This window comes from Stenotrophomonas sp. STEN056, from assembly GCF_056759635.1.
In genome coordinates, this window is the sequence record NZ_JBRRDL010000008.1 from 1 (window position 1) to 15,857 (window position 15,857).

Here is a 15,857-nt window from a genome sequence, read left to right on the forward strand (position 1 = left end):
ATGCGGCCGTTCTCGATACCCACCGATTGCACCTGCAGCACGCCCATCACTTTGGCGATGGCCGGATCAATCTTGTAGATGGGTTCGCGGCGCGCGTAGTCGGCCAGCCAGTTGTTGAGCAGGCTGCGGGTGCTGGAGTCGATTTCGCCACCGGCCATGGCCGGGGAAAACAGGGGCCAATCCAGAGTCGGTTTTCGTAAGAATTGGACTCCAATCCCTGTTTCGTTTTCGCCTGTTTTCGAACGCTGCGAACAATAGCCGTCCGCAAGCAACATGGTTGACGCCGTTTTCAACGGCAAGTTTCATGTGTCGCAATAAAATGGCTTGGGTCGGTGCTTTCATGGGATTATTACCCGTTGGCCGGGGGTGTTGCCGTGTGGGCACGACAACACCGCAATCAGCTAAGTGCAGCGGTAGGCTGGGTACGATCAGAAAGCTTCAGCCAGACAACACCAATAATAATTACCGCCAGCCAGAAAGCCTGGGTCGAAGTAAGTGGTTGGTCGAGCAGAATGCCGCCAAGCAAGGCAGCCCCCGCCGAGCCGATACCGGCCCAAACCGCATAGCCGATCCCGACCTCAATCGATTTCAGGGCTACGCTTAGTGCGTACAACGTCAGCAGGAAGAATATGATTGCGGAAGCCGACCAGCCGGGTTTGGTAAATGCTTGGCTGCCGGCGACGCTGAGCGCGTAGCCTATTTCAAACAGGCCCGCCGCCAACAGCATGGCCCATGCTCGACTCTTGCTTTGATCATCTTTCATGATTTTTATTATCTCCTGGGGAATGTTCCATCCACGCTGGATCAGGCGGCGCCGCTGAGGCGCAAGCCAACAACCCCGCTGATTACAAGTCCGGTGCCAACTACTTTTTTCCAGTTCAGGCGTTGGCCGAAGAACAGGATTCCAAGTATCACGATCCCGACACCGGCCATTGACGTCCACAGTGCATAGCCGACACCTACGTCAAAGGTCAGTAAAGCCAAACTCAGGAAATACGTGGCAATAGCCCCGGCGGCCAGGGTGATCGTCGTCCAGCGGACGTTGCTGAAACCATTGGCCTTGCCCGCCGCAATGGCAACAGCAATTTCAAAAACAACCGCCAGTCCAAGATAGAACCAATTCATCAATATGTTCCGTTTAGATCGTGGGGTTTGAATTTGCCCTGTGGTATTGGCTGGCGCAAATTGCGAATTCTGATGTTCCCGGGTTTGGTGGTTATCTGCTGTTTCCCTGTCTAATTGTCAGTATTAATCTGACGATTATTTCCATATAAATGAGATTGTTTTACGGCTGTTATGCGCGGTCGCTCCATCGGAGACAAAGCCCTGATGCTTGCCTTGTGAGGATGCTTGGCAGGGAGACACCGTTGCACCGCTTACGTCGTGGTGTGTCGTGTCGGCCGACAGGAGCACTTGCGGAGGCGTTTTCTCAGGCCTGCGCAGGCTGATTCGCCCCGGACGTGGCGTAGTTGTCGCGGGCAGGGATGGCCGGCGCGATTCAACTCGGCCGTTGGCTGTATGAAGTGCCGGGGGCGATACAGGTTCCGCGACGTTGTCGGGCCGGCGCTTGTCCGGGGTCGCGAAGATAGCGAGCTCGTCGAGCTGCAGGGGCGTCAGAGCGCCCGTTCAAGGTGAGCCACATTGGCTCACCTTTGGGAAACAAGTGAAGCGGTGTCAGCGGCCCAACAACCCCTGCGGCACGAAGCTGCCCAGGTCCTGATTGAAGGTCACTGCGATGCGGCCGTTCTCGATACCCACCGATTGCACCTGCAGCACGCCCATCACTTTGGCGATGGCCGGATCAATCTTGTAGATGGGTTCGCGGCGCGCGTAGTCGGCCAGCCAGCTGTTGAGCAGGCTGCGGGTGCTGGAGTCGATTTCGCCACCGGCCATGACCGGGCGGAAGTTGTCGACCGTGGGCTGGTCCAGGTGGAAGCCCTGTGTCTGCGGGTTGTAACGCAGGCCGCTGCTGATCTGCACATTGCCGACCGGCATGGTTGAACCGCCTGCGGCCATGGCCAGATCAAAGCCCAGATCCAGGCGGCTGCCCTGCGGCAGGGCCAGGCGCGGTTGGCTGACGGTCAGTGCCAGCAGGCCGCCCAGTGCCTTCTGGGTGCGCGGGAAACTGCCGTCCAGATACTGCTGCACATCGGCAGCGCCAACGGTCAGTTGCTTGCCCTGCACCTGCGGTGCGGCGTGGGCGGATGTGGCCATGGCCACGCAGGCGACGACAGGCAGGAGCAGGTTGCGCGGGTTCATCAGGGCGGCTCGTGGCAAGGGCAGGGATGGGAGCGAACGATAACCGGAACAGGTGAATGTCCAGTTAGCGGATGCGGCGCATCACCAGCAACGGTTCACGCTTTGTCGCGCAGGTTGCCGAGCTTTTGCAGGAGCTGGTCCAGCTCCGGCTGCAGTGCGGCCAGCGGGCTGTCGTCCCGCGTTGCCGCCTCGGCCAGGCCGGTGAGCAGCCCGGTGGCGACCACCAGGCTGGCGTCGTCGTTGCAGGACAGGCGGCGTTGGCGCTGGGCGGATTCAAACGCCTGCATCCAGCTGTACTGGCTGCGCTGCTCGAACTCGATGGTGCAGCGCCCACTGCATTGCTGGCCATCGGTCTCGATGGGGGTGACGGTAATGCGATAGCGATGCTTGCTGCTTGTCATGGCGGCATCGAAAAGGTTGGGGGGAGGGCTGCCACCATAGGCCCGCCCATGCGCCGGTGCGAGGCGTTGGACCAACACGCTGTGTTCCAGTGTTTCCGCGCCGCCGCCGGTGGAACGCAGCGGCCCATGGGAGCGTTTCCGGTCGTCGCAACACGGCACTTCCGGCCCGCCCGGCAGGTGCTGCGGGCATTTCCCTGGCCCGGCGCTGCAGCACGCGGGGCAAAAAAAAACGGGACGGCAATGCCGTCCCGTTGGTTCGCCACAAGGGGCGCGCTGATTAGAGCGCGGCGTCCTTGAGCTTCTTGAGCGGACGAACCTTCAGCTTGGTGGTGGCCGGCTTGGCGGCGAACCACTGCTCTTCCTTGGTGAACGGGTTGATGCCCTTGCGCTTCGGCTTGGCGGCAACGCTGACGGTGGTGATCTTCAGCAGGCCCGGCAGGGTGAAGCTGCCTGCGCCCTTCTTGTTGACCGAAGCGGCCACGGCGCCTTCCAGGGCGGCGAACACGGCGCGCACGTCCTTGGCAGCAACGCTGGTGGCTTCGGCGATGTGTGCAACCAGACCCGACTTGGTCAGGGCTTCCTTGATCGGCTTCGGTGCGGCCGGCTTTGCGGCGGCCTTGGTGGCGACTTTCTTCACTGCCTTCTTCGGGGCAGCCTTTTTAGCGGTCTTTGCCATGATTTCCTGTTCCATTGAACGGTTGGTTGTTGGTCGTGCCGACCCCGTCGGCAAGCGAAATGTAGGGCATGAATTGCATGCCGCCAATAGGCAATCGACAAAAAAGCCCATAAAAATTGCTTCTGAGCACCTTGCAGCCGTGCAGCGATGGCGAAAGTTGCGGGAAAACAGGGGTATCGGCCATGTCAGCAGGCACCGCCGCCAGGTTGTGGATTGATGTGGGTGCCGTACCCACTGCGGCGCACAATGCGCTAACAGATGCTGCGCTACGCTGCACCGGCGTCCACCAACAGGAGTCGTTCCATGGGTATTTCGCGTCACGCCACCGCGCACTGGGAAGGGGATCTGAAGTCCGGCCAGGGCCGGTTGAGCACGCCACAAAGTGGCTTGATGGAGAACACGCGTTACGCCTTCAACAGCCGTTTTGGCGATGAGAAGGGCACCAATCCGGAAGAGTTGATCGCCGCTGCGCATGCCGGCTGCTTCACCATGGCGTTGTCGGCCAAGTTGAGCGAGGCCGGGTTTCCGCCCACATCGCTGGACACCCGCGCTGATGTCGATCTGTCCATGGAAGGCGGCCCGCAGCTCTCGCAGATCCGCCTGAAAGTGACGGCGGTTGTTCCGGGGCTGGACGAAACCCGGTTCCGCGCGCTGGCCGATGACGCCAAGAAGAACTGCCCGGTGTCCAAGGCGCTGAGTGCGGTGCCGGTGAGCCTGGAAACCGAGTTTTCCAGCTGATTCATGCGCCGTGTGAGCTGGGCAGCCAACGCCGGTTGCCCGGTTCAGGGTGGTTTCACCCGATGCACCTGAGCATCGCGACATTCCCTGCCGAGTGATCCTTCCGCCATGCTTCGTTCGCTGCCTCTTGCCGGTGTTCTGATCCTGGGCGGGTTCACCGCTTTCAGTGCGTCCGCCCAACGTTACGACGATGGCCAATACCGGCCCGACCCGCGCTACGACGACGGCCAGTACCGCCCGGGCAGTTACGGCAACAACAACGGCCCGGCTTACGACTATGCGCGCGTGGTGCGGGTGGATCCGATCATTGTTGGCGGCAACCAGGGCAGCGGCGAGCGTTGCTACCAGCGCAGTGACGGGGCCTATGTCCAGGGCAACTACGGCAACGGTTATCGCAACGACGGTTATGTGGACCGGGGCTATGACGACGGCAGCTACCGGCAGGGCAGTGAGTCCGGGCGGCAGATCGCCACGGTGATCGGCGGCCTGGCCGGCGCCGTGCTGGGCAGCCAGATCGGTGGTGGCGATGGCCGCTACATCGGTACGGCCGTCGGTACCCTTGCCGGCGGTGCCGCTGGCCGTGCCATCTATGACGCCAACAGCCGCACCCAGGACTACCGCCGCGGCGACGTGCGCGTGTGCGAGCCCAGCGGCTACGGCAGCGAGAGCGAGCGCGTGGATGGCTACGACGTCACTTACGAATACGCCGGCCGCGAGTACCGCACGCGCCGGGACTATCACCCCGGCGAGCGTATCCGCGTGCGCGTGGACGTCAGCGCCGACTGAGGCGCGGGCGCCGAACACACCGCTGAGGTTTGTCACGCCCGCGTGATGACGGCATAGTCGCGGCACATCCGGTTCAGGAGTGCCTGCAATGCGTCGTGTCGCCTGTCTTGCCCTGTTGCTTCCCTGCCTGCAGTTGAGTACGGCCCACGCCGAAGTGCGTGTGCTGGTGGCCGATACCATCCGCACCGGCGACCCGGCCCAGCCGGTGGCCGGTGCGCTGGCCTGGGATACCGACAGCGGCCGCCTGCTGGATGTGGGCAGTGCCGAGGCCATGCTGCAGCTTTATCCCGATGCGCCGCGCATCGATGCCGGTGAGGCAACCGTGGTGCCGGGCCTGATCGATGCGCATGCGCACCTGGTGTATCTGGGTGACACGCTGGCGCAGGCGGACCTTTCCGGTGCGCGCAGCCGTGCCGAAATCGTGGCGCGGTTGCAGGCCTTTGAAAAGAACCTGGCGCCAGGCGAATGGTTGCTGGGCCGTGGCTGGGACCAGAACCGCTGGGACGATACTGCGTTCCCGACCGTGGCCGACCTGGATGCAGCTTTCCCGGAACGTCCGCTCTACCTGGACCGCGTTGACGGCCATGCCGGCTGGGTGAACAGCGCAGCCATCCGCCGGGCGGAGAAGGGCGGCAAGTCGCTGTCCGGCAGCTGGCAGCCCGATGGCGGGCGCATTGTCCGTGACGCCGCCGGCAAGCCCACCGGCATCCTGGTGGATGCCGCATCGCGGCTGGTCAGCGCCCACATTCCGCCGCTGGACGATGCCACGCGCGAGAAGCGCCTGCTTGCGGCGCTGCAGTCCGCGGTGAGCAATGGCCTGACCGGCGTGCATGACATGGGCGTGTCGCGCGAGGACCTGGCGCTGATGAAGCGGCTGGCCGACGAGGGCAAGCTGCCGCTGCGCATCGATGCTTACGCCAATGGCAACGAGGGTGCGCTCGACGACCTGTGCAAAAACGGTCTCTACACCCATGCCGGTGGCCGCCTGCAGATGCGCGGCGTCAAGCTGTTCATGGATGGCGCACTCGGCAGCCGCGGCGCGGCGATGCTGGCCGACTACAGCGACGACCCGCACAACCGTGGCCTGCTGGTGACCTCGCCGGAGGATTTTGACGTGGCGGTGCGCAAGGCCGATGGCTGCAAGGTGCAGGTGGCCACGCATGCCATTGGTGACCGTGGTAACCGCATCGTGCTGGACACCTACGAAAAGGTGTTGGGCGCGCGCAAGGGCAATGACCATCGCTGGCGGGTGGAACACGCACAGGTGGTATCGCTGGAGGACATTCCACGTTTCGCCGGCTTGGGCGTGATCGCCTCGATGCAGCCCACCCACGCAACCTCGGACATGGGTTGGGCCGAGCAGCGGGTGGGGCCGGAGCGGGTCAAGGGCGCGTATGCCTGGCAGCGTTATCTGCACAGCGGCGCGCGCCTGGCGCTGGGTTCGGATTTCCCGGTGGAGCATGTTGATCCACGGCTGGGCCTGTATGCGGCGGTGACCCGTCAGGACAGCGATGGCCAGCCGCCGGGCGGCTGGCAGCCGGAACAACGCTTGAGCGCCGAAGAAGCGCTGCGCGGTTTCACCAGTGATGCGGCCTGGGCCGGTCACGACGAAGCCCAGGTCGGCACCCTGCAGCGCGGCCTGCGTGCCGATTTCGTGGTGCTGGACGGCGACCCGCTGAAGGTCGCTGCCGACCAGCTGGACAAGCTGAAGGTGCTGTCAACCTGGGTGGATGGTGAGCCGGTTTACAAGGCGACCAGTACGCCCGAGGGCTGAATGTCATCGTGCTGGCCGGCTGCGAATGCGCAGCTCGAAGGCATTCAACGCGCCCTGCAGGACGGAGTACCGTCCTGCAGGGCAGGGATCAGCTGCCGGGTCGTTCCACCGGAAGGTCATGCAGGCTGCGCAGCTTCTTTTTGTTGATCTTGCCCACGCTGGTGCGCTCGATTGCATCGACAAACCGGACCCGCTCGGGAATCGCGTAGCGGGAGATGTCGCCGGCGCGGCTGCGGGCGGCCACCAGCTCGATGATCTCGGCTTCGCTCACCTCGCTGCCGGCATGCCGGACCACCAGTGGCAGCGGGCGTTCGCCCCATTTTTCATCGGCAATGCCGATCACCGCGACCTCGTTGACCGCCGGATGCATCGCAATGATGTCCTCCAGTGCCAGTGAGGAAATCCATTCGCCGCCGGTCTTGATGACGTCCTTGATGCGGTCGGTCACGCGCAGATAGCCGCCCGCGTCGATGTTGCCGATGTCGCCGGTATGCAGATAGCCGCCGGCCCACAAGGCCGTGGAGGCGTCCGGGTTGTGCAGGTAGCCCTGGGTAAGCCACGGCGCACGCACCATCACTTCGCCGGTGGCATTGCCGTCGTGCGCCACATCATTCATGTCTTCGTCGACGATGCGCAGATCTACCAGCGGTATTGGAATGCCGGCCTTGGTCCGCAGTGACAGTTCCTCGTCGGTCCCGGCCAAGGCCTCGGTGTCGAGCTGGGCAAGGGTCAGCACGGGGCAGGTTTCGGACATGCCGTAGCCACCAAAAATGTCGATGCCGCGCGCCAGCGCCTGCTGCGCCAAGGCCCGTGGCAACGCCGCGCCACCGATGATGACTTTCCAGCCGCGCAGGTCGGTGTCTGCTGCGGTGGCATCGCTCAGCAGCATATGCAGGATGGTCGGCACGCAGTGTGAGAACGTTACCTTCTCGCGCCGGATCAGCTCCAGCAGCCGCGCTGGAACGTAGCGGCCGGGATACACCTGCTTGATGCCCATCAGCGTGGCCACATACGGCACGCCCCAGGCGTGGACGTGGAACATCGGCGTGATCGGCATGTACACGTCGTCGCGATGCAGGCGGCCTTGTGTCGGCGCCGAGCCCAGTGCCGCCATCGCGGACAGCGAGTGCAGCACCAGTTGCCGGTGGCTGAAGTAAACGCCCTTCGGCAGGCCGGTGGTGCCGGTGGTGTAGAACGTGGTGGCGCGGGTGTTTTCGTCGAAATCGGGAAAGTGGGTGACCGGCTCGGCGTGGCGCAGGCCGGCTTCGTATTCGGTTGCGAAACCTTCCGGCAGCGGGCCGCCTGCATCGTCCAGCAGGATGCGCGTGCGCACGTCCGGCAGTTGTTCATTGATGCCTTCCAGCACCGGCAGGAATTCGCGATTGGCCAGGATCACCCGCGCGCCGCTGTGGTTGAGCGTGTAGGCGATCTGCTCCGGCGCCAGGCGGATGTTCACCATCATCAGCACCGCGCCGATCATCGGCACCGCGAAGTAGCTTTCCAGATAGCGGTGGCTGTCCCAATCCATCACCGCCACGGTGTCGCCGGGCTTCACGCCCAGCGACTGCAGCAGGCCGGCCAGTTGGCCGATGCGCGCGTGGAAGGTGCGGTAGTCGTGGCGCACATTGTCGCCGTAGACGATTTCCTGCTCGGGGCGTACCGCCAGCGGCGTATGCAGCAGCTGCTTGATCAGCAGCGGGTACGCGTAGGCGCCGGGATCGGGCGGGTTTGATGACGTGGCAGAAGACATGTGAATTCCTGGATGGCAGCGTGGGGCGGCTGTCAGCGGCTGGAAACAGCGGGAACGGACAGCTGCGCAGGCTGCAGGGGGGCTTCCGCACGCGGGGTTGTTTCGATCAGCGCATCCTGCGGCAGGGCATGGGCGGGGTTTTCGAGGTGGTCCCACACCTGGTCCATCGCCGCGAACATATAGGGCAGCAGCGGCACATAGCGCTTGCGGTAGTCCGGGAACGCCAGCAGCGAATCGAAGTGCTGCGCATTGGTCACGCGCCAATAGGCGATCTGTGCGCCGGCAGCGCGGGCCAGCGGCACGTAGCGGTCGCTGGTCATGCTGATCGGCACCAAACCATCGTCGATGCCATGAATGATCACGATCGGCAGGCCGGCACGCGGGGCCTTGGCCGCTGCCTTGGCGATGCCGGCACGCACCCGCTGGGCGTCGGTGTTGTCGCCGGTGCCGAGCGCGTGCAGGCAGCGCAAACCGCGCAAGGGATCATCGGCAGCGTATGCGGCGTTGCTGTCCACCAGCATCACGCCACTGCCCGGCGGAATGCCGCTGGCTTCGCTCCACCAGCTTGCGCGTGTTTCAGGTGCCGACGCGCCAGGCTTGCCATCGGCGCCAGCGGCCGAGAACGTATAGGTGCAGGGGTGTTGGCCGGCAGCAAAGCCGCCGTAGGCCGAGGCGTAGGTGACCGCAATGGCGCGCCACAGGTCGAACCCCGTGGAGAACGCACCGGCACGCAATGCGCCGTCGCTCAGGCCCGCGTTGGCCAGTTGCTGGCGCGCGGAGCTGGCCTGCGCATCGGTGTCTTCGCCTTGCACCAGCCCCTTGGCTTTCAGCACAGCGCATTGCTGGCTCCATAGTGGTCGCGCCTGTGCCTGCACGGGCGGTTGTGGCAGATCATCGATTGCCAGCAACGCGCAGGGCATCAGCAGGGCGGCTTGGGTGACGAAGTCATACAACGGCGGCGCGCCCGCGACCGAGACATTGGGTTCGCCGGCCACCATTGCGTCGAACCAGTCGCCCTCGATTTCGGCGGCACGCAACACCGCACCGCCGCCGTTGGAGACGCCGACACCCAGCGTGCGGGTGTTGGCCAAGGTGAACGGCGCCGACTGCGGATAGGCGCGGTCCAGCGCCTGCAACCCGAACTGCACCGCCTGCACCAGATGCCGGCCCCAGTCTGCCTCCGGGTTGTCGCCCGAATGGGCATGCTTGAACGCCACGCCGTGCGCAGCGGTGCCAGCCTCGGGCACGAAAGCCAACGCGCCGTGCGTGGCGGGTGTGCCATCGGCCTGGAAGCCGGACTTCGCGTCCAGGTCGTAGTAGTCGCTGCCGGCGCCCTTGTCGGTATAAGCGACCGCGCAACCGTGGGCCAGGCCCCAACTGCCGGCAACAGGGATCGCGCCGTAGATGCCACGCGAGCCGGAGGACGCGGTGGCCACCAGGCAGCGGCGCGCGGGGTCGAAGTTGTCGGGTATCTGCACCAGCACGCGATGCGGCTGGCGTGCACCGGGGATGCGCGCATATGCAGAGAATTCGCGGCCCGGTGAGGGCTGGACGCTGCCGTAGACATCGCCGAAGCCGCCGCCCGGGGTCAGGTCCGCAATGCCGCGCCAACTGCTCCAGATCGCACGCCGGCGGGCCTCTTCGGCGGTAGGCAGGGCAGGGTTGGCAAACACCGGGGCGGCGCTGGCGCGCAGGCCTTCCAGCCCCAGTCCCGCGGTCATCAGCTCATCGCCGCCACGGTGCTGGCTTTCGCGCCACTGCTCGAATACCGGAGCGGTGGCAGCGCTGGGCTCAGCGGCGTTCACCATGAAGACGCTGCCCGACAACAGTGGCAGCGCCGCGCACAGCAGGGGGATGCGATGGAGAATGTTCATGGTCCAACCCTATCAATCCGGCGTGGAGATACCAGCGTACCTAGGTACCCGTGCTCAGCTGTGGACGGATTTGCTAACCTCGCACCGACATGCCAACCCTGCTCATCGCCGATGACCACCCCTTGTTCCGTGCCGCACTGCATCGCGCGGCCGACGAGGCGGTTGTTGACCTGCAGATCAGCGAAACCGATTCGCTCGATGGTGTGCTGGAAGTCATCGAAAACCAGCCGATCGATCTGATGCTGCTGGACCTGCACATGCCGGGCAACCACGGCCTTGCGGGCCTGGCGACGATCCGCGCGCTGCAGCCCGGGCTGGCGATCATCATCGTCTCGGCCAACGAAGAACCGCATGTGATCCGCCGTGCCATCGACCTGGGCGCGGCGGGCTATCTGCCCAAGAGTTCCGGGCTGGTGGATCTGCAGCAGGCCTTGCAGACCGTGCTCGATGGCGAACGCTGGATCCCGGCGATGCTGCGCGAAACCGTGGCGCGGGTTGCGCCCTTCAGCAAGGACGCCGACCTGGCCGCACGCCTGTCCAGCCTGTCCGCACATCAATACAAGGTGCTGAGCCTGGTGGCGGAGGGGCTGCTCAACAAGCAGATCGCCGACCGCCTGGGCGTGCAGTTGCGCACGGTCAAGGCGCACATGACGCGCATCATGGGCCGGCTGGGGGTGCGCAACCGTGCGCAGGCCATACGCGTGCTGCACGAGTTGGGCCTGGCCGATCCGTCGCGGCATATCGACGAAACCCACGAACAGAAGCTGCGCGAACACCCGGACGCCTGAGCGGCCTGTTGCCGATCAGCCGGCCACGTTGCTGTCTGCAGCCCGGGGGCTGGCGGCGGGGCTGCGTGCCGCCAGCAGGTGATTGATGGCCCAGCGCAGCGCCAGCGGTTTGAAGGGTTTGTTGAGCAGCGACAGGCCGGCTTCACGTACCGCTTCCCTGGTCTGGCTGCTGGTGTCGGCACTGAGGATCACCGTTGGCCGCGCCCCATGCGTAGCAACAAGCCGCGTCCACAGCTGCACGCCGGTGTCGTCATCGTCGAGGTGGTAGTCGAACAACCAAAGGCTGGCATCACGCGCGGCCGCATCAATGGCCTTGCCATCGCGTACGGCGGTGACCTCGCAGCCCCAGGCCAGCAGCATCTGCTGCATGGCTTGAAGCGCGTCGGGATCGTTGTCCACCACCAGCACCCGGGCTCCCTTGATGGTGCTGTTGCTGGCCGGCGTTTCAGTGCGTGAGGTGGCGGGCGGATGGGCACGCGGCACGCTGATGGAGAATGCGGAGCCGCGATTGACCACGCTTTGCAGCGCCAGCGGCGCATGCAGCAGGCTGGCGATCCTGTGCGCGATGGCCAGACCAAGGCCCAGCCCCTGGCCATTGCTGCGGTCGCCACGCTGGAATTCCTCGAACACCACGGTCTGCTGCTCACGCGCGATACCGGGGCCGCTGTCATGCACGCCGATGGACAGGGTTTGGCCATGACGACGCACACCCAGCAGCACGCCGCCGCGCTGGGTGTAGCGGATGGCATTGGCCAGGAAGTTCTGCAGCACGCGGCGCAGCAGCAGCGGGTCACTGTGGACCCAGGCGCGCGTGCGTACATAACGGAACTGCAGGCCACGTGCGGCCGCCAGCACGGCGAATTCCTGGGCCAGCGGATCAAGCACGTTCGACAGCGCGAACGGACGCGGGTCGGCGACCAGGCCGCCGGCTTCCAACCGTGAAATGTCGAGCAGGCCCGACAGCAGGTCATCGGTGGAATCCAGGGCGCCGCGGATCTGCCGCAGGAAGCTGTCCAGGAACTCGGACTCGATGTGTTGCGACATCGCATCGGTAAGCAATTGCGCGGCGTGCAAGGGCTGGATCAGGTCATGACCGACGGCGGTGAGGAAACGTGTTTTTGCCACATTGGCCCGCTCGGCTTCGCGCACCGCCTGTTCCAGACGCGCAGTGCGGTCCTGTACGCGGTGCTCCAGGGTTTCATTGCTGCGCTTCAGTGCGTCCTCGGCCAGACGGAACGCGGTGACGTCGGTGAATGTGGCCACATAGCCGCCGCCGGGCATCGGGTTGCCACGGATTTCGACGATGGTGTTGTCGGGGAAAATCCGCTCTGACAAGTGCGGCGTGCCGCGGCGCATATGCGCCATTCGCCGGGTCAATGCCTTGTCGGGATTGTCGCCGGGGCTGTCGCCGATCTTCAGTTGGCCCAGCGCCCACGCGGTGAGGTTGGCGACCGGCTGGCCCACCTGCAGCAGCTCGGCGGGAAACTTGAACAGGGCGGCATAGCGTCTGTTCCAGGCCACCAGCTGCAGCTGCGCATCGACCACGCTGATGCCCTGGCTCATGTTTTCCAGTGCTGCTTCGAGCAGGCGCTGGTTGAAGCGCAGCACCTGGGTGGCCTCGCCAACCGCGCGGGTGACCGCTTCCAACGGCGCGGCCCCGCCATCACGTGCGGCCTCGACCAGCAGCCGCGCCATGCCGGCACCCACCACGGCGGTGAGTTCGCGCTCGATCGCGGTGACACGCTCGTCGTCCAGCATCTGCCCGGCATGGCCGGCCATCAATTGCCGCGCGCGTTCCTGGCCAAGGAAGCGCCCGGCGGTCTTGCGCATCGACGCGGCGGCTACCGCGTCGCGCTGCAAGGGCAGGGACGGGCGCACGGCACGGGCGACTAGTGCAACAGTGACCAGGTTGACCGCCAGGCTGGCGCCCATGCTGATGGCGATATGGCCGGGCTGCATGCGCAGCGAGAACAGCGCCAGCCAGTGCAACCCTTCCGGGCTGGCGGAAGGTTCGGGCGCCGGTATCACCATCGGCAGCAATACCAGCCACAGCCACACCAGCGAGCCCAGCACGATGCCGGCCATGATTGCCGGCGACGGGGTGCGCGGCCGGTACACCGCCAGCAGCACCGCTGGCGCCAGCTGCGACAGCGCGGTGAATGACATCAGGCCGAAATCACTCAGGGCCTCGGTGCCGCTCATCGCGCGGCTGTACAGCCACGACATCAGGAACACGGCAAGAATGCCGCCGCGGCGGAACGCCAGCACACGGGGGCGAAGATCGGCACCGGCATCGCCATCCACGCCGCCGAGCAGGCGTGCGCCAAAGCCGTGGTTGCCGAGCATGATCGACAAGGTCAAACCGGACAGGATCATCATGCCGGTGGCGGCGCTCAGGCTGCCAAGGTAAGCAAGCAACGCCAGCACGTGGTGGCCGCGCTCCTGCGGCAAGGCCAGCACGTACAGATCCGGCGATACCGAGGCCGGCAGCTGGGCGGCGCCCGACAGCGCCATCGGCACCGACGGCAGGCCGATCAGCAACAGGTAGAGCGGGAACAGCCAGCGTGCGGTTTTCAGGTCCGAGGATTGGCGCAGCTCGACCACGCCAACGTGGAATTGATGGGGCAGGGTGAACGCCGCCATCGCGCCCAGGGCGACCATGGTGAGGAAGTCCGGCACCACTGCTGGCGGCGGCAGGTGCAGCATCTTTTCAACCAGCGGGCTGCCCGCCTGATGCACCGACAAGGCTGCATACAGGCCAATGGCCAGCAATGCGGCCAGCTTGAGCAGTGATTCCAGCCCCAGCGCCACGACGATGCCGCGGTTGTGTTCGGTGGCCGAGGCCTTGCGCGCGCCAAACAGCATGGTGAATGCCGCCATCGTCAGCGCGAACCAGAACGACATGTCCAGCCGCCAGCCGCTGGCGGCGAACTGATCGCCAAGCAGCGCGGTAAGGCCCTGGCTGACGGCTTTGAGCTGCAGCGCGATGTACGGAATGATGCCCAGCAGCGCGACCAGGGTGATGGTCATGCCCAGCCCTTGGTCGGTGCGCAGGCGCGCGACGACCAGGTCCGCAATGGTGGCGCTGTTGTGCTGCTTGGCCAAGCGCCCGAGCCGTGCCAAAAACGGCAGGCCGAAGGCAAAGATCAGGGCCATGCCGATCAGGGTTGGCGGGATTGCAAAGCCCCATTGCACGCCCTGCGAGGCGGCCCCGTAATACGTCCATGCGGTGCAGTGCACGGCCAGTGACAGCGCATAGATGGCTGGCCAGATCCTGCCGAGACGGTGGCCCTGGCGTTCACCCCACAGGGCCACGCCGAACAGCAGCACGGTCCACGCGATGCAGGCCAACAGGACGATGGAAGGCGTCAACATCGCTCCAGTGTAGGGGCCCGGCCGGGCGCCGGGCAGGTGCCGGTCGGCACGGTGCTGCGGGGGCCGCCGGAGTGGGGCGGACTAGGGGTCGATGAAGACCAGGGCGAGTTGTTCGGCCACCAGCGCGACCTCGCCGGCCGGCTGCAGCTCCACGGTCTTTTGCTGGGTAAGCAGCCATTGCCCGGGCTGGCGGCATTGCAGCGACTGCAGCCGCGAGCGCACGCGTACTTCCGAACCACTGGGCACCGGGGCCAGGAAGCGCACCTTGTTCAAACCGTAGTTGAGTACCCGGGCGATGCCGGGGATTGCGGCCAGCGCCGCCACGTCTTCCTCGACGGTGAGCGACAGCAGCAGGAAGCCGTGGGCGATGGTCTGCCCGCCCGGCAGTTCGGCCTGCGCCCGCGCCGGATCGACATGGATCCAGTTGTGGTCGCCGGTGGCGTCGGCGAATGCGTCGATGCGCGATTGCCCCACCTGCACGCGGGCACCCAGGCGCTCGGTTCCGGCCCAGCGTTGCAGTGCTGCCAACGCCGGCGGCAGGGTGTCGTCGATATCACTCATGCCACGCGCTCCAGCAAGGTCAGGATGGCGTCACGCGCTTCCGGCTCGGACAGTGTGGGGGCATGGCCGACGTCGGGCACTTCGACCAGGCGGGCGTCCGGTGAGGTGGCTGCCATCTGCCGTGCCACGTCGGGCGGAAGAATGTCCGAAAGCGCACCGCGCACGATCAGGGTCGGGGCATGGCCGGTGAGCGTGCGCACCGCGCGCCACAGCAGCGGACGCAGCAGCCACAGCACCCATGGGCGGGTGGTGCGGATGACGGCCGGGTCGTAGTCCAGTTCCAGCAGGCCGTCGTCGCGCTGGCGGAACATGCGCGATGCCATCGCCCGCCAATCGTCGGTGCTGAAACGCGGAAAGGAGGCCTTGCCGATCGACTCGGCGTAAGCGGCCGCCTGTTGCAGATCCATCGGCGGCAAGGTCTTGCCGGCGTACTTGCCGATCCGTGCCAATGCCTGCCGTGGCACTTTCGGGCCGGCATCGTTGAGTACCGCAGCGGCGATCAGCTGCGGTGCGCGGGTGGCCAGCGTGACGGTGACCAGCACGCCCAGCGAAGTGCCGATGAACACGGCCTTGTCGATGCCCTGCGAACGCAGCAGCGCCACCATGTCGTCGGCATAAGTCCGCGGGTTGTAGCTGGACGGATCGGTCGCCCGTGCCGAGCCGGCGCGGCCGCGCAGGTCCACGGCAAGCACACGCCAGCCGATGGCGGTCAGTGTCTGGGCCAGGGCGTCGAAGTCGGCGGCATTGCGGGTCAGGCCCGGGATGCAGACCACCGTGCCGCGGGGCGATTCCCCCGCGGCAGGTGCATGGTCGCGTGCATGCAGGCGCAGGCCGTCGCTGCTGTTCCAGTACAGGTCATCGTAGGACTGCGCCAT

General features: G+C 65.5%; 15 protein-coding genes and 1 pseudogene. 4 read left to right on the plus strand and 12 right to left on the minus strand.

Translation table 11 applies throughout. The features are described 5' to 3' along the window. From ACVOLO_RS06625 to ACVOLO_RS06655, 7 genes and pseudogenes are all read right to left on the minus strand, one after another. Window positions 1-173 (minus strand): annotated as a pseudogene (locus ACVOLO_RS06625) (DUF1439 domain-containing protein); the annotation flags it as partial. 224 nt (window positions 174-397) lie between these two features. Then, window positions 398-763 (minus strand): DMT family transporter, encoded by a 366-nt coding sequence (locus ACVOLO_RS06630; RefSeq protein ID WP_481569458.1) that lies wholly within the window; start codon window positions 761-763, stop codon window positions 398-400. Window positions 764-804: 41 nt separating this feature from the next. Then, window positions 805-1,125, minus strand: coding sequence for a DMT family transporter (locus ACVOLO_RS06635; protein WP_481569459.1), 321 nt, complete (start codon window positions 1,123-1,125; stop codon window positions 805-807). A gap of 549 nt (window positions 1,126-1,674) precedes the next feature. Continuing rightward, window positions 1,675-2,259: a DUF1439 domain-containing protein gene (locus tag ACVOLO_RS06640; RefSeq protein WP_481569460.1), complete on the minus strand. Its 585-nt coding sequence runs from the start codon at window positions 2,257-2,259 to the stop codon at window positions 1,675-1,677. A 95-nt stretch (window positions 2,260-2,354) separates the two neighbouring features. Then, complete coding sequence (locus ACVOLO_RS06645; protein ID WP_481569461.1) at window positions 2,355-2,660, minus strand: DUF3861 family protein; 306 nt, start codon at window positions 2,658-2,660, stop codon at window positions 2,355-2,357. Between the two features lie 277 nt (window positions 2,661-2,937). After that, complete coding sequence (locus ACVOLO_RS06650) at window positions 2,938-3,336, minus strand: HU family DNA-binding protein (RefSeq protein WP_481569462.1); 399 nt, start codon at window positions 3,334-3,336, stop codon at window positions 2,938-2,940. Beyond that, entirely contained in the window at window positions 3,320-3,520 is a 201-nt protein-coding gene (locus ACVOLO_RS06655) for a hypothetical protein (RefSeq protein ID WP_481569463.1), read from the minus strand. The genes ACVOLO_RS06650 and ACVOLO_RS06655 overlap by 17 nt, the downstream gene beginning before the upstream one ends. A gap of 119 nt (window positions 3,521-3,639) precedes the next feature. Here ACVOLO_RS06655 and ACVOLO_RS06660 point away from each other — a divergent pair, with 119 nt between their 5' ends. From ACVOLO_RS06660 to ACVOLO_RS06670, 3 genes are all read left to right on the plus strand, one after another. Next, window positions 3,640-4,074, plus strand: coding sequence for an OsmC family protein (locus ACVOLO_RS06660; RefSeq protein ID WP_481569464.1), 435 nt, complete (start codon window positions 3,640-3,642; stop codon window positions 4,072-4,074). Between the two features lie 108 nt (window positions 4,075-4,182). After that, window positions 4,183-4,860 carry a glycine zipper 2TM domain-containing protein gene (locus ACVOLO_RS06665; protein ID WP_481569465.1) on the plus strand — a complete coding sequence of 226 codons (678 nt, stop codon included), beginning with the start codon at window positions 4,183-4,185 and terminating at the stop codon, window positions 4,858-4,860. A gap of 88 nt (window positions 4,861-4,948) precedes the next feature. Beyond that, window positions 4,949-6,634 carry an amidohydrolase gene (locus ACVOLO_RS06670; protein ID WP_481569466.1) on the plus strand — a complete coding sequence of 562 codons (1,686 nt, stop codon included), beginning with the start codon at window positions 4,949-4,951 and terminating at the stop codon, window positions 6,632-6,634. An 88-nt stretch (window positions 6,635-6,722) separates the two neighbouring features. Here ACVOLO_RS06670 and ACVOLO_RS06675 read toward each other — a convergent pair whose 3' ends face one another. Together ACVOLO_RS06675 and ACVOLO_RS06680 are read right to left on the minus strand one after the other, a co-directional pair. Then, window positions 6,723-8,384: a fatty acid--CoA ligase gene (locus tag ACVOLO_RS06675; RefSeq protein WP_481569467.1), complete on the minus strand. Its 1,662-nt coding sequence runs from the start codon at window positions 8,382-8,384 to the stop codon at window positions 6,723-6,725. Window positions 8,385-8,416: 32 nt separating this feature from the next. Continuing rightward, window positions 8,417-10,258 carry a 3-hydroxybutyrate oligomer hydrolase family protein gene (locus ACVOLO_RS06680; RefSeq protein ID WP_481569468.1) on the minus strand — a complete coding sequence of 614 codons (1,842 nt, stop codon included), beginning with the start codon at window positions 10,256-10,258 and terminating at the stop codon, window positions 8,417-8,419. Window positions 10,259-10,347: 89 nt separating this feature from the next. Here ACVOLO_RS06680 and ACVOLO_RS06685 point away from each other — a divergent pair, with 89 nt between their 5' ends. Further along, window positions 10,348-11,046: a response regulator transcription factor gene (locus tag ACVOLO_RS06685; protein ID WP_481569469.1), complete on the plus strand. Its 699-nt coding sequence runs from the start codon at window positions 10,348-10,350 to the stop codon at window positions 11,044-11,046. Window positions 11,047-11,061: 15 nt separating this feature from the next. Here ACVOLO_RS06685 and ACVOLO_RS06690 read toward each other — a convergent pair whose 3' ends face one another. The 3 genes from ACVOLO_RS06690 to ACVOLO_RS06700 all read right to left on the minus strand — a co-directional run bounded on the left by ACVOLO_RS06690 (window position 11,062) and on the right by ACVOLO_RS06700 (window position 15,857). Next, window positions 11,062-14,421 carry a hybrid sensor histidine kinase/response regulator gene (locus ACVOLO_RS06690; RefSeq protein WP_481569470.1) on the minus strand — a complete coding sequence of 1,120 codons (3,360 nt, stop codon included), beginning with the start codon at window positions 14,419-14,421 and terminating at the stop codon, window positions 11,062-11,064. Window positions 14,422-14,502: 81 nt separating this feature from the next. Beyond that, on the minus strand, window positions 14,503-14,982 hold the full coding sequence (locus ACVOLO_RS06695; protein WP_481569471.1) for a MaoC family dehydratase: 480 nt from the start codon (window positions 14,980-14,982) through the stop codon (window positions 14,503-14,505). After that, window positions 14,979-15,857 carry an alpha/beta fold hydrolase gene (locus tag ACVOLO_RS06700; RefSeq protein ID WP_481569472.1) on the minus strand — a complete coding sequence of 293 codons (879 nt, stop codon included), beginning with the start codon at window positions 15,855-15,857 and terminating at the stop codon, window positions 14,979-14,981. The genes ACVOLO_RS06695 and ACVOLO_RS06700 overlap by 4 nt, the downstream gene beginning before the upstream one ends.

Bases quoted from the DNA above. Each gene is read 5' to 3' on its own strand.
- ACVOLO_RS06630 (WP_481569458.1), bottom strand. From the start codon at position 763: ATGAAAGATGATCAAAGCAAGAGTCGAGCATGGGCCATGCTGTTGGCG.
- ACVOLO_RS06635 (WP_481569459.1), bottom strand. From the start codon at position 1,125: ATGAATTGGTTCTATCTTGGACTGGCGGTTGTTTTTGAAATTGCTGTT.
- ACVOLO_RS06640 (WP_481569460.1), bottom strand. From the start codon at position 2,259: ATGAACCCGCGCAACCTGCTCCTGCCTGTCGTCGCCTGCGTGGCCATG.
- ACVOLO_RS06645 (WP_481569461.1), bottom strand. From the start codon at position 2,660: ATGACAAGCAGCAAGCATCGCTATCGCATTACCGTCACCCCCATCGAG.
- ACVOLO_RS06650 (WP_481569462.1), bottom strand. From the start codon at position 3,336: ATGGCAAAGACCGCTAAAAAGGCTGCCCCGAAGAAGGCAGTGAAGAAA.
- ACVOLO_RS06655 (WP_481569463.1), bottom strand. From the start codon at position 3,520: ATGGCCGATACCCCTGTTTTCCCGCAACTTTCGCCATCGCTGCACGGC.
- ACVOLO_RS06660 (WP_481569464.1), top strand. From the start codon at position 3,640: ATGGGTATTTCGCGTCACGCCACCGCGCACTGGGAAGGGGATCTGAAG.
- ACVOLO_RS06665 (WP_481569465.1), top strand. From the start codon at position 4,183: ATGCTTCGTTCGCTGCCTCTTGCCGGTGTTCTGATCCTGGGCGGGTTC.
- ACVOLO_RS06670 (WP_481569466.1), top strand. From the start codon at position 4,949: ATGCGTCGTGTCGCCTGTCTTGCCCTGTTGCTTCCCTGCCTGCAGTTG.
- ACVOLO_RS06675 (WP_481569467.1), bottom strand. From the start codon at position 8,384: ATGTCTTCTGCCACGTCATCAAACCCGCCCGATCCCGGCGCCTACGCG.
- ACVOLO_RS06680 (WP_481569468.1), bottom strand. From the start codon at position 10,258: ATGAACATTCTCCATCGCATCCCCCTGCTGTGCGCGGCGCTGCCACTG.
- ACVOLO_RS06685 (WP_481569469.1), top strand. From the start codon at position 10,348: ATGCCAACCCTGCTCATCGCCGATGACCACCCCTTGTTCCGTGCCGCA.
- ACVOLO_RS06690 (WP_481569470.1), bottom strand. From the start codon at position 14,421: ATGTTGACGCCTTCCATCGTCCTGTTGGCCTGCATCGCGTGGACCGTG.
- ACVOLO_RS06695 (WP_481569471.1), bottom strand. From the start codon at position 14,982: ATGAGTGATATCGACGACACCCTGCCGCCGGCGTTGGCAGCACTGCAA.
- ACVOLO_RS06700 (WP_481569472.1), bottom strand. From the start codon at position 15,857: ATGGCGCAGTCCTACGATGACCTGTACTGGAACAGCAGCGACGGCCTG.